Source organism: Novosphingobium sp. (assembly GCF_049240505.1).
Taxonomy (GTDB): domain Bacteria; phylum Pseudomonadota; class Alphaproteobacteria; order Sphingomonadales; family Sphingomonadaceae; genus Novosphingobium.
On the sequence record NZ_JBMLSM010000212.1, the window covers coordinates 1 to 20,516 of the forward strand.

Sequence of the window (20,516 nt, forward strand, 5' to 3'; positions counted from 1 at the left end):
CGTTGTAGACGAAGCGGGGCAGCGGCAGCTTTTCGTCAAGCCACTGCGTCAGGCCGAAGGCCGGCTTGTATTCGTTTGCCCAGGGAAAGCTCATGTTTCCTGTCCTCAACCGATCTTCACGACAGTGTCGGAGATGAATGCATATTCGGGCACCTCAAGGTTCTTGGGTGCCGGACCCTTGCGGATGCGGGCGGCGGTATCATAGTGCGAACCGTGGCAGGGGCAGAAGTACCCGCCGAATTCACCCTTCACTTCGCCTTCGCCCGCGCCCAGCGGCACGCAGCCGAGGTGGGTGCAGACGCCCATCGTGATCAGCCAGTTGGTCTTGCCTTCCTTGGTCCGCTCTTCCAGCGTCTGCGGATCGCGCAGCGAGGAGGCGTCAACCTTGTCGGCCGAAGCGATTTCTTCGGGCGTCAGATTGCGGATGAAAACCGGCTGCTTGCGGAACACCGCCTTGATTGCCTGGCCCGGAGTGATCGCCGAAATGTCGATCTCCGTCGAGCTTTGCGCCAGAACGTCCGCCGATGGCGCCATCTGACTTACCAGCGGAACCAGCACGGCAACGCCGCTTACCCCCGCAAAACTCACCGCCGCGATATTGATGAAATCGCGCCGGCGCACGCCTTCTCCGGCTTCTGCCGAAGTGTCGATGCTCGCCTGTTCAGCCATTGAAATTCCCTGCCTGCTGCCGCCGCGCGCGCGGATCGCACGCGGTCCAACTTGCCCTCGTGGAACGGATCGGGATGGCCGGACCGGCGCACCCTGAACCGCACGGGAGCCGGGCACGCGCAAACACGCCATGCCAGCCCCCACTTGGCGCGCCTGATAGACGCAAAGCGACGGCTTTGCCAACAGGCATTTTGGTATGGGGAATAGCCCTTGTTTCCGCCGTATTTCCGCACGGGTAACAGGGGGTTTCGAGCATCAGGCCATCGAGCCGAAGCCTGCTCCGTCAGGCCAGTCGGGCGCAGCGATTCCCATGACCTTGAACAATGCGCCCATCTGCCCCTCGCCGGTGAGGCGTTCGCGCGCTGTGTGGATCGCCGCGGCGTGGGCCGGCGCGGAAGCGGCCAGTGCATCAGCGCGCGCTTCGATACCAAGTGCGCGCAGCCAGCGCCCTTGCTCTTCCGTACCCAGCCAGCGAATCCCGCGTGATTGGGCAATCGACGCGAGGGCGGCGAAGTCTACATGCGCGGTCAGATCCGCTTCACCCGGCGCGGAAAAGACATCGACCTTGCGGTGCGCGCGCACTGCTTGCAGTGATGAACCGAAGCGCGGTTGGGCATGGCCATAGTCAATGAACAGCGCGGCTCCGCCTTGTGTTGCCAGTCTGCCAGCCACTTCATACAAGACCGCGGCAGAGGCCGGGGATGTTTCCAGAATCGTCCCTTCCGGTGCATCGCGGCGATCGGCGGGGACCGCAGCGTCCATCGATGCAGACCCTGCAACGGGCACGAGTCGGTCGTCCGCCAACCCCACCAGGCGTTCGCGCCAGCTGTGCTGCGTGCGGACAAGCTGGCGGACCGGCAAGGCATCGAGAAATTCGTTGGCCACGATCAGCAGGGGGCCATCGGCGGGCACGGTCGAAAGATCGGCGTGCCAAACGGCTTGCGGATGCAGTTCGAGCTGCAATGCCTTGAGCGCGGTGCTCGTCTCGACAAAATGAGTGGACGGGACAAGGCCATAGCGCCGTGCCGCGCCCAGCGCATCGCGCGCCAGCGTGCCGCGACCGGGACCGAGTTCGACGTAATGAACCGGCTCGGTTCGTCCGGCGCGCATCCAGATGTCGGCCAGCCACAGGCCTATCAGCTCGCCGAACATCTGGCTGATTTCCGGGGCGGTGATGAAGTCACCGGCCACGCCGAAGGGATCGCGCCGGGCATAGTAGTGCGCGTTCGATTCGGCGATGTAATGCGAGATGCTGATCGGCCCGGTATTGGCGATCAGCCGTTTGAACGTGTCGAGCAGCGGTGGAATCACGCAGGCGTGGCTTCATCGGCAGGGATCGCACCCGCGGCAATCGGTTTGTGGATCAGCGCCCGCAGGAAGAAAAACAGACCGATGGCCATCATCGGAATGGTCAGCCACTGGCCCATCGAAAAGCCGGTACGCATCGCAAAGTCCATGAGTTGCGCATCCGGTTCGCGATAGAACTCCACGGTAAAGCGGGCGAGCGCATAGCCGAAAGTGAACAGGCCGACGAGCAGGCCGGTGCGCCAGCGAGCGCGGGTTTTCCAGAACAGGAACAGCAGAATGATCGCCAGCAGCAGACCTTCCAGCAGGGCTTCGTAAAGCTGGCTGGGGTGGCGCGCGATCGGCCCGCCGCCGGGGAAGATCATGGCCCAGGGCACGTCAGGGCCAGCCTCACGACCCCACAGTTCACCATTCATGAAATTGGCAAGGCGGCCAAACAGCAGGCCGAATGGCACGCAGACCGAAATGTAATCGCACACGCGCACGAAGTTCAGCCTGCCGCGCCATGACACCCACGCGATGGCCAGAACGGTGCCGACGAGGCCACCGTGGAAGCTCATCCCGCCTTCCCAGAGCTTGATCAGATTTTGCGGATGGGTGAGCAGTTCGGGGGCGTAGAACAGCGCGTAGCCGAGCCTTCCGCCAAGGATGATGCCTATCGTTGCGTAGAAGAAGAGGTCGTCAGCATGGCGCTGAGCCATCGGCGATCCGGGCTGGCGGATCATCTTCGACAGATGCCAGTAGCCCAGCACGATGCCGCCAAGATAGGCGAGCGAATACCACTTGAGCGCGAAGAAGCCGAGGTCGAGCGCGATGGGTGAAACGCCCAGATTTTCCCAGCGAATCGGGCCGGAAACCGCATCGGCCAGCCCCGCCGAAGCGGCGGACGTTACGGCAAGGGCGGTTGCCGTTGACACTAGTGACAGCAAGCGGTGAACTCCCTACAAACTTCAGAACGGACCCGTTTCCATGCTGCCGGACGTGCCCTCAGGGTTACCGTATTGGCACAGGGGAAAGGCCACAGGCAAACCCGAAAAGGCGCACAGCAAGATGGGCCTGCGGGTGAGGAGACTTGAAAGGGTATCATGAAGACCGAGCTGGACCTTGCTATGGACCGCGCTTTTGGCGCGCTGACTTCTGAAGGCGGCATGTTCCACACGGTTCCCATCCGGCGGTTTGATCGGGATCTGCCGATGATTGCCGCCGCGCCGCCCCATCTGCCGGCATATTTCGCCTATTTCTGCGCCACACAGGGGGAAAAGACCTTCATTGTGGACGGTGAAACGCGGCTGAGCTTCGCCGACGTCTACAAGGCTGCGCGCCACGTGGCGGGTGGATTGGTCGAAGGTCTTGGTCTTCAAAAAGGCGAGCGGGTGGGCTTGGCCGCACGGAATTCTGCCAACTGGGTGATCGCCTATATGGCGGTGCTGATGGCAGGCGGTTGCGCCACGCTGCTCAATGGCTGGTGGCAAGGGGAGGAGCTGGCCCACGGTATAGATCTGGTCGATTGCCGTTACATCATTGCTGACAAGGCGCGCGCTGGGCGGATCGCAGGCCACGCTCACGGGGCCACACTGCTGCCGATGGAGCACGATTGCGATTACGTGCAGGGTCTTGCCGCCTTGCTTGCCAATGGTGGCGGCATGGACACGATCCTGCCGGAACTGACCGGCGACGATCTGGCGACTGTGCTGTTCACGTCCGGCTCTACCGGTATGGCCAAGGGGGCCTATTCGGACCATCGTGGCGTGGTGCAGGGCACGATGAACTATGTCGCGCAGACTGCAGCGATGCTGGGTATCCTGACTGCACGCGGAGAAGCGCCTGCACCCGATGCGCAGCCGACCACGCTGGTAAACGTGCCGCTGTTCCACGTTACGGGTGAAGTGCCGGTTTTCCTCCAATCCTTTGCCATCGGGCGCAAGCTGGTGCTCATGCCCAAGTGGGATGCGGTGGAGGCGATGCGTCTGATCGAGAAGGAGAAGGTCAGCTACTTCGTTGGCGTGCCGCTGATGAGCTTCGAGATCGCAACGCACCCGGACCGCGACAAATACGACCTTTCCACGTGCGTATCTTTCGCTGCTGGCGGTGCGCCGCGCCCGGTTGAACATGTCGACCGCATCCGCAAGGCCCTGCCCCACGCCTTCCCGCTGCTGGGTTATGGTCTGACCGAAACCAACGGTGTGGGCTGTGGCAACCTGAACGAGAACTACCTTGCCAAGCCCGGCAGCACGGGCACGGCCTCGCGCCCGCTTGTCGATCTGGCCATTCTCGACGATGACGGGAACGTGCTGGCGCAAGGGCAGATCGGTGAAGTCTCCATCCGCTCCATCTGCAATTTCCTGGGGTACTGGAACAACGAGAAGGCAACGCGCGAGGCGATCACGGCAGACGGCTATTTCCGCACCGGCGATCTGGGGTATCTCGATCCCGAAGGCTACCTGTTCATCGTCGATCGCAAGAAGGACATCATCATTCGCGGTGGTGAGAACATTTCGTGCATCGAGGTGGAAAGCGCGATCTACGCCCATCCCTGCATTGCCGAGGCCAGCGTCTTTGGCCTGCCGGACGAGAAATTTGGCGAGGTTCCCGCAGCCGTCTATCTCGCCAAGGAAGGCTGTTCGGCGACCGAGGACGAATTGCACGCCTTTCTCGCTGAACACATTGCACCGTTCAAGATTCCCGTGCGTTTTTGGGAAGTCCACGAGGCTCTGCCCCGGCTCGGCACGGAGAAGGTGGACAAACGCTCGTTGCGCGAACGCTATACCAAGGAATGGCTGGCATCCTGATAGCCATTGTTATTGGACGGTAACGGCTCTGGCGATAGAAGGGGCGGCATGATGCTTCCCCGGATCGCCAGCCAGCGTGCCATTATCGACCGTCGTGCCGTTGCCGATGCGGTAGCGACTGCCTTTGCCGATCAGGGCGAGAAGTCACGCCAGGCTGTGGTCGATATCCTGCGTGCTGCGCTGGAAAATGGCCGCGCAGAGATTGCGCGGCGTCTCGTGGCGAAGCCTTCCGGTGGCACCGAATGCGCGCAGGCGCAGGCTTTTCTCGTCGATCAGCTTGTGCGCATCATCTACGATCACGTTGTTGCGCGCGTATATCGCGCCAGCAACAGGTCGATGGGCGAGCGGATCGCAGTGATCGCTGTCGGCGGTTATGGCCGGGGCGAAATGGCGCCCCATTCGGACGTGGACATCGCTTTCATCACGCCGATCAAGCCGACCTCATGGTGCGAGCAGGTGATCGAGGCGGTGCTCTATTTCCTGTGGGATCTTGGCCTGAAAGTTGGCCATTCCAGCCGCTCGCTCGACGAAGTGGTGCGCATGGCGAAGAGCGATCTGACCATTCGCACAGCCATGCTCGAAGGCCGCTATGTCTGGGGTGATCGTGAACTTTACGATGCAGCTTCGGCGCGATTCTGGGCCGAAGTGGTCAACGGCACCGAAAAGCAGTTCGTTTCGGAAAAGCTGGAAGAGCGCAACCAGCGCCACAAGCGGTTGGGCGACAGCCGCTATGTTGTCGAACCGAATGTGAAAGAGGGCAAGGGTGGCTTGCGCGACCTTCACGCCCTCTACTGGATTGGCAAGTACATCCACAAAGTGCGCGATGCTTCGGAACTCGTCGATGTGGGGCTGCTGACGGCGGAGGAATACCGCGCCTTCCGCCGGGCAGAGAACTTCTTCTGGGCGGTGCGCTGCCATCTGCACACGCTGACCAATCGTGCGGAAGACCGGCTGACCTTCGATCTTCAGCGCGAGGTCGCCATGCGCATGAACTTTGCCGATCGCCCTGGCAAAAGCGCGGTCGAGCGGTTCATGCAGTACTTCTTCCTGCAGGCAAAGCAGGTCGGTTCGCTGACAGGCGTTTTCCTTGCGCAGCTTGATGGCCAGTTCGCCCGGCAGAAGCGCGGATTTTTCGCCGCACTGCGCAGCCGCAAGAAAAAGATTGGCGCATTCGTGCTTGATGGCGGCAAGCTGGGCGTGCCCGACGAGGCGATTTTCCAGAACGATCCGGTGCGCCTTATCGAACTGTTCGCCGTTGCGGGCGAGCAGCAGGTGGAAATCCATCCAGATGCCATGCGCATTGCGCGGCGCGATGCCGGGCTGATCGACGCTGGTGTGCGCAAGGACGCGCGTGCGAATGCGCTGTTCCTTGAAGTGCTGACCAGCCGGAATGACCCCGAAACCGTGCTGCGCTGGATGAACGAGGCGGGCGTGTTCGGCCGGTTCGTTCCTGATTTCGGTCGTGTCGTGGCGCAGATGCAGTTCGACATGTACCACCACTACACGGTGGACGAACATACCATCCGCGCCATCGGTCTGCTCGCCAAGATCGAAAAGGGCGAGGCCAAGGACGATCATCCGCTGGCCAGCGAAGTGGTGAGCAAGGTGGCGTCACGGCGCGTACTCTATGTCGCCACGCTGCTGCACGATATTGCCAAGGGCCGGCAGGGCGATCATTCGGTGCTGGGTGCCGATGTGGCGATGAAGCTGTGCCCGCGTCTGGGCCTTTCGGCGGCAGAGACGGAACTGGTGGCGTGGCTGGTGCGCTGGCATCTGCTGATGAGCGCGACGGCGTTCAAGCGCGATCTTGCCGATTACAAGACCATCGCGGATTTTGTGGGCACGGTGCAAAGTCAGGAGCGCTTGCGGCTGCTCTTGATCCTGACCGTGGTTGATATCCGCGCGGTGGGGCCGGGGGTTTGGAATTCGTGGAAGCGCCAGCTTCTGGGCGATCTCTTTATCTCGGCTGAGGAAATGCTGCGTCTTGGGCACAAGCAGCATGGCCGGGCGGAGCGCATTGCCGCCAAGAAGAAGGCCGTGGCATCGTTGCTGAAGGAACGCGATGCGCTGATCGGCACCGTGGGCAAGCAGCTTGGCGATGCCTATTGGATTGCCGAGCCGGAAGATATCGTCGCGCTGAACCTGCAGCAGATGGATGCCGCGCTGGGTGAGCCGCTTTCGGTTGAGGCGCAGTGGTATCCGGCGCGCGGTGCCACGCTGGTCACCGTGCTGGCGGCGGATCATCCTGGTCTGTTCTATCGCATTGCCGGCGGTATCCACCTCGCCGGTGGCAACATTATCGACGCGCGCATCCATACCACGCGCAACGGCACTGCGGTTGACAACTTTCTGGTGCAGGACCCGCTTGGACGTCCGTTGAACGAGGCGACGCAGATCGCCCGGCTCAAGAACGCCATTGCCGATGCGCTGGCCAACCGGGTAAAGCTGGTGCCGCAGCTTGCCGCCCGCCCGCTGGCCCGTCCGCGCGCCGATGCGTTCGATGTGCGTCCGATCGTGATCTTCGACAACAAGGCATCGAACCGCTTCACCGTGATCGAGGTTGGCGCGCGCGACCGGCCTGCACTGCTCAACCGCCTTGCCCGTGCGTTGTTCGAAGCGCGGCTTGTGGTTCATTCCGCGCACATCGCCACCTATGGCGAGCGTGCGGTTGATACCTTCTACGTTACCGACGTGCTGGGCGCGAAAGTGGATGACGAAGCGCGCATGAAGGTTGTTGAGAAGCGCCTGCTGGAAGCTGCCGAGGATCGCAAGATCAAAGCAGCGGCCTGATTGGCGCGCACTGGCAACATGCGGCAAGCGTTCCTATGTCGGCCTGCATGAGTGATGCGGAATATCTTGCCGGACGCCTGCTGTTGGCCATGCCGGGCATGGGCGATACCCGGTTCGACCACGCGGTGATCGCGATGTGCGTGCATGATGAACACGGTGCGCTGGGCATCGGGGTTGGTGATGTGCGCGAAGGGCTGACCCTTCATGGACTGCTTGAGGATATCGGCATTGATCCCGGCATTGCGCCCGATGTGCCGGTGCTGAACGGCGGGCCGGTAGAAACGGCGCGTGGATTTGTTCTGCACACCAACGATTGGGGCGGGGAGGGCAGCGTGACCGTAAACCCACTATGCCAGCTTTCCGCTTCGCTCGACGTTCTGCGCGCGATTGCCGAAGGACGGGGGCCTTCGAAGTTTCTTGTCGCGCTGGGTTATGCAGGTTGGGGGCCGGGCCAGTTGGAAGGCGAAATGCGGCACCACGGATGGTATGCGGCGCAGGGCCATTCGGACATTCTGTTCAGCACCCCAACGGGAAGGCGCTGGACCCAGACGTGGAAGCGCGAGGGGATCGACCCCTCGCACCTTGTCGGCCAGACGGGCAGCGCCTGAACCGGGTTTCCGATCAGGCTTCCGCAGCCTCGCTGTTGAGCTGTACGTAGTTGGCCAGCCCCATGCGCTCGATCATGTCGAACTGCTTTTCGATCACGTCGACATGCTCTTCCTCGCTTTCGAGGATTTTCTGGAACAGGTCGCGGCTGACGTAATCGCGCACTTCCTCGCAATAGGCGATGGCATCGCGGAGCAGCGGCAGCGCATCCATTTCCAGCGCGAGATCGGCTTTCAGGATTTCCTCCACCGATTCGCCCACGCGCAACCGGCCAAGTGCCTGAAAGTTGGGCAGGCCATCAAGGAACAGGATGCGGTCCGCCAGCATGTCGGCGTGCTTCATCTCGTCGATTGATTCGTGGCGTTCGTATTCGGCGAGCTTCTTCACGCCCCAGTTGGCAAGCAGGCGATAGTGCAGCCAATACTGGTTGATCGCCGTCAGCTCGTTGAGCAGTGCCTTGTTGAGAAACTCGATGACCTTGGCATCGCCCTTCATTGCGGAATCCTTCGAACTTGATGCTTGGAGAGTGGTGCGATTCTAGGCGCACTCTGCCCGTGAACCAAGCGCGAACGACTCGCACGCAATGCGCTGTTTTCTAGCGATTTCAATGGTAATGCGAATAGACTGCACTGCGAACGCTGTGCAGCAGGATCAGGCCAGTGCGCAGGCGCGCTCGTCGGCGATCACATCGTCAGCGTCTTCAAGGCACTGGCGGCACTGCGGGCGGAACCCCATGCGGCCATAGATGTCTTCCGCACCGCCCGCATGGCAGCGGGCCGTGTTGCGGATGTCTTTTTCGCGGATGGCATTGCAGATGCAGATGTACATTCGGCGATCCTTGGCGACGATCCTCAGGCGGCAGCTATCCTGCCAATGATTCGCAGTAATAATGCGACTGGGTTGCAATAGCAAGCGTGTCTTGCGTCTATCGCGTCAGCCATCTCGCCCGTTGCAAAGCGCTGCGCTGCGGCTTACATACCGCTCTACATCGAGAGTTGGGGTGACGCTCCAACGCCAACCTGCCGTTCCGGGCAAGGTGGTGCCAGATCAGCGAAAGCTGTGAAGGGATGTGGCCGATCCGGCAACCAAACGGACACGGACACTGCAAGAGCGTCTTCCCCACTCAGGTTGAGAAGAAAGACGCAAAGACAGTGCCGATCAGGATTGCCGACAATCTCCCCGCCCGCCGCACGCTGGAAGCCGAAGGCGTGATCGTGATGAGCGAAACCGAAGCAGCGCGGCAGGACATACGGCCAATGCGCATTGCCCTGCTCAATCTGATGCCGGACAAGATCACCACCGAAACCCAGATCGCCCGTTTGCTTGGTGCCACGCCGTTGCAGGTCGAACTGGAACTGATGCGGATTTCCGATCACGTCAGCAAGAACACATCGGCGGGCCACATCTCGGCCTTCTATCGGCCGTGGGAGGACGTGAAGGCTGAAAATTTCGATGGCCTGATCGTTACCGGCGCGCCGGTCGAGACGATTCCGTTCGAGGAAGTTGGCTATTGGGACGAACTTCGCCGCATCTTCGATTGGTCGCAGACCAATGCCCATCGCACGCTGTCGGTGTGCTGGGGGGCAATGGCCGCACTGCACCACTTCCACGGCGTGGAAAAGCATCTTCTCCCCGCAAAGGCGTCGGGTGTGTTCAGGCATATCAACCATGCACCCGCCAGTCCGTGGATGCGGGGACTTCCCGATGTGTTCGACGTGCCGGTTTCGCGCTGGAGCGAGGTTCGCCGTGAAGACCTGCCCGAAGGGCGCGGGTTGTCCGTGCTGGCTGACAGCGCGGAAACCGGCCTGTGCCTGATCGACGATCCGGCAACGCGCACGCTGCACATGTTCAACCATCTGGAATACGATACGCTGACGCTGGCCGGTGAATATGCGCGGGATAAAGGCGGCTATCTGCCGCGCCATTATTTCCCTGGAGACGATCCGCAAGGCGTGCCTGCCAACTCGTGGCGCGGCCACGGCCACCTGCTCTATGGCAATTGGGTCAACGAGGTCTACCAAACCACGCCTTATGATCTGAACGACATCGGCCGATGATCCTTGCATTCCGGGCTGGCTTCCCCTAACGGCCCCACCTTCAACCGACGCGGATTCGATGATCGGCCTGGCCACAAGGGCTGCCAAGGCAGATCGGACACGTCGTAATCAGGAGACGAAAATGCCCAAGATGAAGACGAAGAGCGGCGTTAAGAAGCGCTTCAAGCTCACCGCCACCGGCAAGGTGAAGCACGGCGTTGCCGGCAAGCGCCACCGCCTGATCAGCCACAACGCCAAGTACATCCGCCAGAACCGCGGCACTGACGTGATCTCCGATGCAGACGCAAAGGTGATCAAGAAGTGGGCGCCCTACGGGCTGAACTGAGGAGCGCTGACTAATGAGCCGTATCAAGCGTGGTGTAACCACCAAAGCCAAGCACAAGCGGATTTTGGATCAGGCGAAGGGCTATCGTGGCCGTCGCAAGAATACCATCCGCGTCGCCCGTCAGGCCGTCGAAAAGGCTGGCCAGTATGCCTATCGCGACCGCAAGGTTAAGAAGCGCAGCTTCCGCGCCCTGTGGATCCAGCGCATCAACGCTGCTGTCCGCGCCGAAGGCCTCACCTATTCGCAGTTCATCCACGGCACCAAGCTGGCCGGGATCGAACTGGACCGCAAGACGATGGCCGACCTCGCCATGAACGAGGGTGCGATCTTCACTGCGGTGATCGCACAGGCCAAGGCAGCGCTTCCCGCCTAAGGCGGTTGCACTCCTTGCACCTGAAAAAGGGGCGGGTTTCTTCGGAAATCCGCCCCTTTTTCGTTGCGACTCGTGCAAGTGCGATGCACTGTGGGGTGGACAGGTTCGCAAAACAAAGATCGGGGCGCGCACAACTTGACGAGCGGGGACTGCACAGTCCGGGTTCGATTCCATCCCCCGCCTGCGGGGTTGATGCCCTATTTCACCACTTTCTACCTGACCGAGATCACCGTTGCCGATGGCGTCCGGGTGACCGATCATCTCCACCCGGAATGGGGGAACCTGCGCTTCTTCAGTGGCGACACACCGGATTCGCAATTCCCCGGGCAGCCGTTGCTGCACGGAAGCGCTGCCAATTTTACCGGGCCGACCAGCACGGCGCTTCGCTTTACGGTGGGCACGACGCGAACCTGGGGTGTCGGAATCCTGCCCTTAGGTTGGGCGCGTTTTGTAGGCGAGCCGGCGAATGCCCATTCCGATAGAATCTATGCCGTGAGCGAGCAGCGCTTCCTTGCCGGGTTTCGCCCGCTTGCGGCCTCGCTGTTCGGCTCGGAGCCGGATGAGGCGGCGGAACTGGCAAGGATCAACACCTTTTTCCTTGATGCGCTGGCTGCAGATATTGAAGAGGACGATCCGCGTATCCTTGCCTGCCATGCCGCGCTGCTCGACACCGAAGTCGGCACTGTCGCTGAAATGGCAGAGGCCGCGCGCCTTCCTTCACATACGTTGGAACGCCTCTGCCGTCGCCATTTCGGCTTTCCGCCGCGCCTGCTGCTGCGCCGCCAGCGTTTCATGCGCTCTCTGGTGCAATATATGCTCGACCCTGCGCTTCACTGGATCGGGGCGATCGATAGCCACTATCACGATCAGGCCCAGTTCGTTCGGGACTTTCACCGCTTCATGGGCATGAGTCCCAGCGAGTATGCGGCCACCCCCAAGCCTGTCCTGCGCGAAGTGATGCGCGCGCGGCAGGAGTTCATGGGCAGTGCTGTCCAAGCGCTCCACGCGCCCAACGTGCGATAACTCCCCACTTTGGATTCTGGCCACTTTGATTCTGGCGCATTTGCGGCTAGCGGCTGCGCGCATGGAACAGCTCGATCAACAGCAAGCCGAAACGCTTGGCGCCATTGCAGCCGCGACCACACCTGAAGCGGTGGAGGCGATCCGCGTTTCAGCGCTTGGGAAGCAGGGGTGGGTCAGCGCGCTGCTCAAGTCGTTGGGCGGCATGACGCCTGACCAACGGCAGAGCGAAGGGCCGAAGATCCACGCCGCGCGCGAAGCGGTGACCGCCGCGCTGGCAGAACGCAAGGCCGGGCTGGAAAGCGCTGCGCTCGATGCGCGTCTTGCAGCCGAAACGCTGGATCTTTCGCTTCCTGCGCCAGAAGCTGCGCGCGGTTCGATCCATCCTGTTTCACAGGTGATGGACGAACTGGCCGAGATTTTCGCGGACATGGGCTTTGCCGTGGCGAGCGGGCCAGAGATCGAGGACGATTGGCACAATTTTACAGCGCTCAATATGCCGGAAACGCACCCGGCGCGCGCGATGCACGATACCTTCTATTTCCCGGACAAGGACGCCGAAGGCCGGTCGATGTTGCTGCGCACGCACACCTCGCCGGTGCAGATCCGCACGATGCTGAAAGATGGTGCGCCGTTGCGGATCATTGCGCCGGGCCGCGTCTACCGTTCGGATTCGGACGCCACGCACACCCCGATGTTCCACCAGATCGAAGGCCTGGTGATCGACAAGGGTATTCACCTGGGCCATCTGAAATGGACGCTGGAAACCTTCCTCAAGGCGTTTTTCGAACGCGACGATATCGTTCTGCGCCTGCGCCCCAGCTACTTCCCCTTCACCGAACCATCGGTGGAAGTGGACGTTGGCTACACCCTCATCAACGGCAAGCGTGTCGTCGGTGGCAGCGGCGATGCTGAAAACGGTGGCTGGATGGAAGTGCTGGGCAGCGGCATGGTCAACCGCAAGGTCATCGAGTTCGGTGGGCTTGATCCCGACGAGTGGCAGGGCTTCGCTTTCGGCACCGGCGTCGATCGTCTTGCCATGCTGAAATACGGCATGGACGATCTGCGCGCCTTCTTCGATGGCGATGCGCGGTGGCTTGGCCACTATGGCTTTGGCGCGCTGGACGTGCCGACCCTTTCCGGCGGTGTTGGAGTACGTTCGTGAAGTTCTCGCTCTCATGGTTGCAGTCGGTTCTGGATACCAAGGCCGATGCGAAGCTGATCGCCGAAAAGCTGACCTCGCTGGGGTTGGAAATCGAAAGCGTCGAGGATGCCTCGGCTGCATTGACGAAGTTCCGCGTTGCCCGCGTGCTGACGGCGGAAAAGCACCCGCAGGCTGACAAGTTGCAGGTGCTGTCGGTCGATCTGGGTGATGGCACGCCGCTGCAAGTGGTTTGTGGTGCGCCCAACGCACGGGCGGGGCTGGTTGGCGTGCTGGGCCTGCCGGGTGGCGTGGTGCCCGCCAATGGCATGGAACTGCGCAAGTCCGCGATCCGTGGCGTCGAATCCAACGGCATGATGTGCTCCACGCGCGAACTGTGCCTGGGCGAGGATCACGACGGCATCATCGAACTGCCCGAAGATGCGCCTGTCGGCACCAGCTTTGCGGACTACATCGGTTCGGACCCGGTGTTCGATGTGGCGATCACGCCCAACCGGCCTGATTGCATGGGCGTCTACGGCATTGCGCGCGATCTGGCAGCGGCGGGCCTGGGCGTGTTGAAGCCGATTGCGGCGACCTCTGTTCCCGGCACCTTCCCGTGCCCGGTCGACGTTCGCACCGATGATGCGGACGGGTGCCCTGCATTCTATGGGCGCGTGATCCGTGGAGTGAAGAACGGTCCCAGCCCGAAGTGGTTGCAGGACTTCCTCAAGAGCGCAGGCCAGCGCCCGATTTCCGCACTGGTGGACATCACCAACTTCGTCATGCTCGGGTATGGTCGCCCGGCCCATGCCTATGATCTGGCCAAGCTCAACGGCGCTGTGGTGGCGCGCAAGGCGCGCGAAGGCGAAACGTGCCTCGCGCTCAATGGCAAGGAATACGCGCTGCAATCGTGGATGACCGTGATTGCCGATGATTCGGGCGTTCACGACATTGCCGGGATTATGGGGGGCGAGCATTCGGGCTGCTCTGACGAGACGACCGACGTTCTGCTCGAAATCGCCTATTTCACGCCCGCAGCCATCGCCCGCACCGGGCAGGCGCTGGCGCTGGCGTCAGACGCGCGGGGCCGGTTTGAGCGCGGGGTGGATCCGGCGTTCCTCGATACCGGCATGGACATTCTCACCAGCCTGATCGTCGAAATTTGCGGCGGCGAGGCGAGCGAGGTCGTCCGCGCAGGGCAGCCGCCGCTGGCGCGAAAGACCGTGGCTTACGATCCGGCGCTGGCCGGAAGCCTTGGCGGCATTGATGTCGCCAATGGCGAACAGAAGCGCATCCTTGCCGCGCTGGGCTTCGAAGTGGCCGAAGATCAGGCGAGCAACTGGAATGTGGTGGTGCCCACCTGGCGTCCCGATGTGGACGGCGCGCCAGACATCGTTGAGGAAGTGATCCGCGTTCACGGCCTTGATGCTGTGCCCTCCACGCCGCTGCCGCGCGCAGATGGTGTGGCCAAGCCGACGGCAACTGCGGTTCAGACGCTTGAACGCCGCGTCCGCCGCGCTGCTGCCGCGCGCGGTCTGCATGAAGCGGTCACATGGTCGTTCCTGCCCGAATCGCAGGCCGCGCATTTCGCCGATGGTGAGGAACTGTGGGGCCTCGCCAACCCGATTTCGGAAGACCTCAAGGTCATGCGTCCGTCGCTGCTGCCCGGCCTGCTTTCGGCGGCGCAGCGCAACCTGCATCGCGGTGTCACATCGGTTCGTCTCTTCGAACTGGGGCATCGCTATCTGCGTGGAGCGGCAGGCGCGAGTGACGAGAAGCTGAGCCTTGCCGTGGTGCTGGCCGGTGAACATACGGCGCGCGGTTGGGCGAATGGCAAGGTGCGATCGTTCGACGCCTTCGATGCCAAGGCCGAGGCGCTGGCACTGCTGGCCGAAGCTGGCGCACCGGTTGAAAACCTGCAGGTTATGGGTGAAGCCGGCGCACAGTTCCACCCTGGCCAGTCCGCTACCTTGCGGCTCGGGCCGAAGCAGGTTCTGGCGCGTTTCGGGATGCTGCATCCTGCTACTGCCAAAGCGTTCGATCTTGATGCACCCGTTGCGGTGGTCGAACTCTTTCTCGATCGCATTCCGGCAAAGAAGGGCGCGGGTGCCTTTGCCCGTCCGCACTTCGCCCCGCCGCCCTTGCAAGCAGTCACGCGCGATTTTGCGTTCCTTGTCGATGCGGCAGTCCCGGCGGGCGATATTCTGCGTGCGGTAAAGGGCGCAGACAAGCAGGCGATCACCGCCGTGCGCATCTTTGACGATTTCCGGGGTCAGGGCGTGCCCGAAGGGCAGAAGAGCCTTGCCGTCGAAGTCACGCTTCAGCCTACGGAAAAGTCGTTTGATGAAGCCGCGCTCAAGGCGATTGCCGACAAGGTGGTCGCCGCAGCAGCCAAGCAGGGCGGCACGCTGCGGGGATGACGGACGGCCTCTTATCGATCAGCGGCAAGGGGCTGACCGCGCGGATCAATCCGCACGGCGCGGAACTCTGGTCGCTGACCGATGCGAATGGCGCGGAATACATGACGGATGCTGATCCGGCGTTTTGGACGGGCCATGCACCGCTGCTGTTCCCGATCATCGGATCAGTCGCCGGGGACCACCTGCGGATCGATGGGCGCGAATATGCGCAGCCCCGGCATGGGTTTGCACGGACCAGCCGCTTCACCCCTGTCGAACGGAGCGATGACCGTATCGTTTTCCGCCTGACCGATAGTGTTGAGACTCGCGCAAACTATCCCTTCCTGTTCGATCTGGACATGGCATTCCGCATCGACGGAATGACGTTGGCGATGCAGGCAACGGTCCGCAACACGGGCAATGCAGGCCTGCCGTTCAGCTTTGGCTATCATCCGGCTTTTGCCTGGCCCTTGCCCGGCGGGGCGGCAAAGGATGCGCACAAGCTGGTGTTCGAACAGGATGAACCGCAAGCCGTTCGCCGTCTGCGCGAGGAGACGGGGCTGTTGCTGGCAGAGCCGGAAGCATCCCCGGTTAAGGGCCGTGAACTGCCCCTGCGTGAAGAGCTGTTCACGGCCAACGCGGTGATCTGGGACCGCCTGAACAGCCGTTCGCTGTCCTATGGGGCCGATGGCGGGGCATGGCTGGACATCGCCTTTCCTGACACGCCTGCCTTGGGTCTGTGGCAGAAGGCCGGCGCGCGATATATCTGCATCGAGCCGTGGCAGGGGCACGCCGATCCCGAAGGTTTTGCCGGGGACTTTCGTGAAAAGCCCGGCGTGGTGCTGCTTGATCCCGGCCAGACCCGCAGCTTCCGCATGGACGTGACCGTCAGACCGCGCTAACCGCGCACCCCATGTCCAATCGCCGCACCTTCGCCATCATTTCCCACCCCGACGCGGGCAAGACCACGTTGACCGAAAAGCTCCTGCTGCAAGGCGGGGCGATCCATCTTGCGGGCGAGGTCAAGGCGCGCGGTGCCGCACGGCGTGCCCGGTCTGACTGGATGAAGATCGAGCAGCAGCGCGGGATTTCGGTCACGTCATCGGTGATGACGTTCCAGAAGGACGGCGTGGTCTTCAACCTGCTGGATACGCCGGGGCACGAGGACTTTTCCGAAGACACCTATCGCACGCTGACAGCGGTCGATTCGGCGATCATGGTGATCGATGCGGCCAAGGGCATCGAACCGCAGACGCGCAAGCTGTTCGAAGTGTGCCGGATGCGCTCCGTTCCCATCATCACGTTCGTCAACAAGGTGGACCGCGAAGGCCGCTCGGTGTTCGAAACGCTCGACGAAGTGGCAGATGCGCTGGCGCTGGATGTGGTGCCGATGTCGTGGCCAATCGGCATGGGCGGCATTTTCCAGGGCGTGATGAACTTCGCCGACGAAACAATCGCACGGCCCGAAGGCGACAGTCGCGAGTTTCTGGGCAAGCGCGAACCGGCCCCATATGCGTCTGGCGATATCCCCGAAGACATTGCCGAGGAAATCGAACTTGCGCGCGCGGGCTATCCCGAATTCGATCTCGAAGCCTATCGCCACGGCGATCTGACGCCGGTCTACTTCGGATCGGCGCTGAAGAACTTTGGCGTGGCGGAACTGATCGACGCCATCGCGCGCTTCGCCCCGCCGCCGCGCCCGCAATCATCGAGCGAAGGCACGGTTGACCCGGAGCGTCCCGACGTGACCGGCTTCATCTTCAAGGTGCAGGCCAACATGGACCCGCAGCACCGCGACCGCATCGCTTTCATGCGCATGGTTTCGGGCACGTTCAAACGCGGCATGAAGCTGACGCCTTCGGGCCTTGGCAAGCCGATCGCGGTGCATTCGCCGATCCTGTTTTTCGCGCAGGACCGCGAGATTGCCGATACGGCAGAAGCGGGCGACATCATCGGCATTCCCAACCACGGCACCTTGCGCGTAGGGGATACGCTTTCGGAAAAGAACGACCTGCGCTTTACCGGACTGCCGAACTTTGCGCCCGAAATCCTGCGTCGTGTGGTGCTGAAGGATCCGACCAAGACCAAGCAGTTGCGCAAGGCGCTGGATGATCTGTCCGAAGAGGGCGTGATTCAGGTGTTCTACCCGGAAATCGGTTCACAATGGATCGTCGGTGTGGTTGGCCAGCTCCAGCTCGACGTGCTCATCTCGCGGCTTGAGGCGGAATACAAGGTTGAAGCCGTTCTTGAACCTTCGCCTTTCGACACCGCCCGCTGGATCAAGGGAAGCGATGCGGCCTTGAAATCCTTCGCTGATTTCAACGTATCCAACCTTGCCAAGGATCGCGATGGCGATCCGGTGTTCATGGCCCGGTCTGCTTGGGACGTCGGCTATCAGCAAGAGCGCAATCCCGACCTGACGTTTTCTGCAACCAAGGAAAGGTAACGGTGCGGGGTTGAAACCGGAGGGCATCGGGCGCAGTTAGCCTGCCATGCAACTTCTCGGCCCCACTTCGAACACCTTCATCTCGCAACGCCTGCGGCTTCACTATGTGGACTGGGGTAATGCGGACAAACCGCCGCTCCTGCTGGTCCACGGCGGGCGCGACCATTGCCGTTCGTGGGACTGGACCGCCGAAGCCCTGCGCGAAGACTGGCACATCATCGCGATGGACCATCGTGGCCACGGTGACAGCGAATGGACATCGGACGGCAACTACCGGACGATGGACCTCGTTTATGACGTGGCCCAACTGATCCACCAGCTCGATCTGGCTCCCGTAACCATCGTTTCGCATTCGTGGGGTGCCAACACCAGCTTGCGCTATGCCGGGCTGTTTCCCGAAAACGTGCGAAAGATTGTGGCGATCGAGGGCTTGTTCCCCACGCCCGAACGGGAGGCCTTGTTAAAGGATGTGCCCTTTGCCCGCCGCGTGCGCGAATTCATCGGTGAAAAACGCAAGGCCGCAGGCCGCTTGCCACGCCGTTACCCCACGCTGGAAGACGCCTATGCGCGTATGAAGGGCGAAAACCCCTATCTGACGGATGTTCAGGCCCGCCACCTGACGCTGCACGGCATCAATCGTAATGAGGATGGCACGTTCAGCTGGAAGTTCGATCCGCATCTTAACGTCGATGGCGCGCCCTACGATATCAGCATCGAACAGCGCGACGAGTTGTGGAAGGCCATCACCTGTCCTACGCTTCTCCTCAACGGCGCGGATTCATGGGCTGGCAACCCGGAACGGAACGGCATGGCGCAGCATTTCCGCAATGCCGAAGTGATCGAGTTCGAGAACGCCGGGCACTGGCTCCATCACGACCAGTTCGACAAGTTCATCGCCACGCTCAAGGATTTTCTCTGATGGCAGAATTTACCGACAGCATCCTGCCCGAACATGAGGCCATGATCGGGCGGCAGTCGGTATTTTTTGTTGCAACGGCAGCAGCGGAAGGGCGTATCAATCTTTCGCCCAAGGGCTACGACAGTTTCCGCGTGCTTGGTCCCAATCGTGTTGCCTACCTCGATCTTGGCGGTTCGGGGAACGAAACTCACGCCCATCTGATGCAGGATGGGCGCATTACGGTGATGATGACCAATTTTCAGCAGCCGGCACTCATCCTGCGCCTGTATGGTCACGGCAAACCGGTGCTTCCCGCTGATCCCGAATGGGACGAACTGGCCGGTCATTTCACCTTGCTACCGGGCACTCGCCAGATTTTCGACATCACGGTTGATAGCGTGCAGACCAGTTGCGGCTGGGGCGTGCCGATCATGACGGTTGAACAGGAACGCCCCACGCTGGTGAAGTATCATGCCCAGTCCGATCCGGCGGCATGGGAAGCGAAGATGGCAGGGCGTGTTCGCAGTATCGATGGTTTGCCGGTGCGACCGACCGATCGCTACATCGGCGGTGCCTGAGGCGCGCATGAAGCTGCCGGAATGAAGCTCAAGGTCGCCAGCTACAACATCCACAAAGGTGTCGGGCTGGATCGTCGGCGTGATCCTGATCGCATCCTCACCGTCCTGCGTGAGGTTGATGCCGATGTCGTGGCTTTGCAGGAAGCGGACCGCCGTTTTGGCCTGCGCGAAGCCGTCATCCCGCGCGCGATGCTGGACGATCACAGCCCGTGGATGGCCGTGGAACCGGGCCATTATGACCGCGCCCGCACCGCCTCCAGCATGGGCTGGCACGGCAACGCCCTGCTGGTGCGTCGGGGAATCGAAGTTGTCGATGCCTGTGCCGTGCCGCTTCCTACGCTTGAGCCGCGCGGCGCTGTCTGCGCAACTTTGCGGGTAGGCGATGCACTGGTGCGCGTCATCGGGATGCACCTTGATCTGTCGGGTCTGCGCCGCCGCCAGCAGGTTGCTGCGGTCTGCGGTCATCTTTCGGCTTATGATGCGCCGGGCCATGCGGTAATGATGGGCGATCTCAACGAATGGTCGCCCACCGGCGGCGCGCTTGCGGCTTTCGCCTCGCCGCTGCGCGTACTTGCGCCGGGACGCAGCTTTCCCGCCCGCCGTCCGCTCGCACAGCTTGATCGCATCGTGGTGAGCGAAGGCGTGGAAGTGGAGGCCACCGGCGTTCATCACAGCCCGCTTGCGGCTGTGGGATCGGATCATCTGCCGGTTTGGGCCACGCTCCTCCTGCCCTGATTTGAGGCACGACACTCTGCCTAAAAAACAGGCACAACACATATCATGCACAAGATTCGGGCGGCGATAACCGTCAGCCGGGCAATTTCGTCTGTGTAAACGGCGGAATCCGTAACTTTTCGGATTTGGCACACCCCTTGCTTAATCATTCCTGCCGGCGGGTCGTCCGGTGTGTGTGGGCAAAAGAAGGGGGCATGAATGAAATTCATCATCGCCATCATCAAGCCGTTCAAGCTGGACGAGGTGCGTGAAGCACTGTCGGGGCTGGGCGTTGCTGGGATGACGGTGTCGGAGGTGAAGGGCTTCGGTCGGCAGAAGGGCCAGACTGAAATCTACCGTGGCGCCGAATATTCGACCAACATGCTGCCGAAGGTGAAGATCG

19 protein-coding genes, 1 tRNA gene, 1 pseudogene and 1 riboswitch are annotated in these 20,516 nt (G+C 61.8%); of the genes and pseudogenes, 15 read left to right on the plus strand and 6 right to left on the minus strand.

The features are described from left to right. Positions 1–105 precede the first annotated feature (105 nt). The 4 genes and pseudogenes from petA to lgt all read right to left on the minus strand — a co-directional run. On the minus strand, positions 106–669 hold the full coding sequence (gene petA, locus ACOVQ0_RS17245; RefSeq protein WP_168854616.1) for a ubiquinol-cytochrome c reductase iron-sulfur subunit: 564 nt from the start codon (positions 667–669) through the stop codon (positions 106–108). A gap of 255 nt (positions 670–924) precedes the next feature. Continuing rightward, positions 925–1,980 carry a class I SAM-dependent methyltransferase gene (locus ACOVQ0_RS17250; RefSeq protein WP_421887282.1) on the minus strand — a complete coding sequence of 352 codons (1,056 nt, stop codon included), beginning with the start codon at positions 1,978–1,980 and terminating at the stop codon, positions 925–927. A gap of 7 nt (positions 1,981–1,987) precedes the next feature. Further along, positions 1,988–2,105: transfer RNA gene (locus ACOVQ0_RS17255), tRNA-OTHER, on the minus strand. Further along, positions 2,100–2,891, minus strand: a pseudogene (lgt, locus tag ACOVQ0_RS17260) (prolipoprotein diacylglyceryl transferase); the annotation flags it as partial. The pseudogene lgt and the gene ACOVQ0_RS17255, both read right to left, overlap by 6 nt. 168 nt (positions 2,892–3,059) lie before the next feature. On the opposite strand from lgt, the gene ACOVQ0_RS17265 reads away from it, so the two are divergent. The 3 genes from ACOVQ0_RS17265 to ACOVQ0_RS17275 are packed head-to-tail and all read left to right on the plus strand — an operon-like array spanning position 3,060 to position 8,161. Continuing rightward, positions 3,060–4,763: a class I adenylate-forming enzyme family protein gene (locus tag ACOVQ0_RS17265; RefSeq protein WP_421887285.1), complete on the plus strand. Its 1,704-nt coding sequence runs from the start codon at positions 3,060–3,062 to the stop codon at positions 4,761–4,763. 48 nt (positions 4,764–4,811) lie between these two features. Beyond that, entirely contained in the window at positions 4,812–7,553 is a 2,742-nt protein-coding gene (locus ACOVQ0_RS17270; RefSeq protein ID WP_421887288.1) for a [protein-PII] uridylyltransferase, read from the plus strand. 47 nt (positions 7,554–7,600) lie between these two features. Further along, the gene (locus ACOVQ0_RS17275) at positions 7,601–8,161 is read left to right on the plus strand and encodes a YqgE/AlgH family protein (RefSeq protein ID WP_421887291.1); all 561 of its coding nucleotides are present in this window, start codon (positions 7,601–7,603) and stop codon (positions 8,159–8,161) included. 13 nt (positions 8,162–8,174) lie between these two features. Here ACOVQ0_RS17275 and bfr read toward each other — a convergent pair whose 3' ends face one another. Together bfr and ACOVQ0_RS17285 are read right to left on the minus strand one after the other, a co-directional pair. Continuing rightward, on the minus strand, positions 8,175–8,654 hold the full coding sequence (gene bfr, locus ACOVQ0_RS17280; protein WP_168854622.1) for a bacterioferritin: 480 nt from the start codon (positions 8,652–8,654) through the stop codon (positions 8,175–8,177). Between the two features lie 156 nt (positions 8,655–8,810). Beyond that, a complete protein-coding gene (locus ACOVQ0_RS17285; protein WP_421887294.1) occupies positions 8,811–8,987 on the minus strand; it encodes a (2Fe-2S)-binding protein in 177 nt (58 codons plus the stop codon). Positions 8,988–9,139: 152 nt separating this feature from the next. Continuing rightward, positions 9,140–9,258: riboswitch (SAM-I-IV-variant riboswitch) on the plus strand. 52 nt (positions 9,259–9,310) lie between these two features. Here ACOVQ0_RS17285 and ACOVQ0_RS17290 point away from each other — a divergent pair. The 12 genes from ACOVQ0_RS17290 to ACOVQ0_RS17345 form a co-directional block, all read left to right on the plus strand. Next, complete coding sequence (locus tag ACOVQ0_RS17290) at positions 9,311–10,216, plus strand: homoserine O-succinyltransferase (protein WP_421887297.1); 906 nt, start codon at positions 9,311–9,313, stop codon at positions 10,214–10,216. A gap of 121 nt (positions 10,217–10,337) precedes the next feature. Continuing rightward, positions 10,338–10,541: a 50S ribosomal protein L35 gene (rpmI, locus tag ACOVQ0_RS17295; RefSeq protein ID WP_039333769.1), complete on the plus strand. Its 204-nt coding sequence runs from the start codon at positions 10,338–10,340 to the stop codon at positions 10,539–10,541. A 13-nt stretch (positions 10,542–10,554) separates the two neighbouring features. Next, positions 10,555–10,914: a 50S ribosomal protein L20 gene (rplT, locus tag ACOVQ0_RS17300; protein ID WP_421887300.1), complete on the plus strand. Its 360-nt coding sequence runs from the start codon at positions 10,555–10,557 to the stop codon at positions 10,912–10,914. Between the two features lie 192 nt (positions 10,915–11,106). Beyond that, positions 11,107–11,937, plus strand: coding sequence for a helix-turn-helix domain-containing protein (locus tag ACOVQ0_RS17305; RefSeq protein WP_421887304.1), 831 nt, complete (start codon positions 11,107–11,109; stop codon positions 11,935–11,937). 61 nt (positions 11,938–11,998) lie between these two features. Continuing rightward, positions 11,999–13,099 (plus strand): phenylalanine--tRNA ligase subunit alpha, encoded by a 1,101-nt coding sequence (pheS, locus tag ACOVQ0_RS17310; protein WP_421887306.1) that lies wholly within the window; start codon positions 11,999–12,001, stop codon positions 13,097–13,099. Further along, positions 13,096–15,498 carry a phenylalanine--tRNA ligase subunit beta gene (gene pheT / locus ACOVQ0_RS17315; protein WP_421887308.1) on the plus strand — a complete coding sequence of 801 codons (2,403 nt, stop codon included), beginning with the start codon at positions 13,096–13,098 and terminating at the stop codon, positions 15,496–15,498. The genes pheS and pheT overlap by 4 nt, the downstream gene beginning before the upstream one ends. Continuing rightward, the gene (locus ACOVQ0_RS17320) at positions 15,495–16,379 is read left to right on the plus strand and encodes an aldose 1-epimerase family protein (RefSeq protein WP_421887311.1); all 885 of its coding nucleotides are present in this window, start codon (positions 15,495–15,497) and stop codon (positions 16,377–16,379) included. Before pheT ends, ACOVQ0_RS17320 begins: the two co-directional genes overlap by 4 nt. Before the next feature lie 11 nt (positions 16,380–16,390). After that, positions 16,391–17,923, plus strand: coding sequence for a peptide chain release factor 3 (locus ACOVQ0_RS17325; protein ID WP_421887313.1), 1,533 nt, complete (start codon positions 16,391–16,393; stop codon positions 17,921–17,923). A 46-nt stretch (positions 17,924–17,969) separates the two neighbouring features. Continuing rightward, positions 17,970–18,842: an alpha/beta fold hydrolase gene (locus ACOVQ0_RS17330; RefSeq protein ID WP_421887315.1), complete on the plus strand. Its 873-nt coding sequence runs from the start codon at positions 17,970–17,972 to the stop codon at positions 18,840–18,842. Then, complete coding sequence (locus tag ACOVQ0_RS17335) at positions 18,842–19,399, plus strand: pyridoxamine 5'-phosphate oxidase family protein (RefSeq protein WP_421887317.1); 558 nt, start codon at positions 18,842–18,844, stop codon at positions 19,397–19,399. The genes ACOVQ0_RS17330 and ACOVQ0_RS17335 overlap by 1 nt, the downstream gene beginning before the upstream one ends. A gap of 21 nt (positions 19,400–19,420) precedes the next feature. After that, a complete protein-coding gene (locus ACOVQ0_RS17340) occupies positions 19,421–20,134 on the plus strand; it encodes an endonuclease/exonuclease/phosphatase family protein (RefSeq protein ID WP_421887319.1) in 714 nt (237 codons plus the stop codon). A 198-nt stretch (positions 20,135–20,332) separates the two neighbouring features. Beyond that, on the plus strand, positions 20,333–20,516 hold a 184-nt coding region (locus ACOVQ0_RS17345), incomplete at its 3' end, for a P-II family nitrogen regulator (RefSeq protein WP_421887321.1).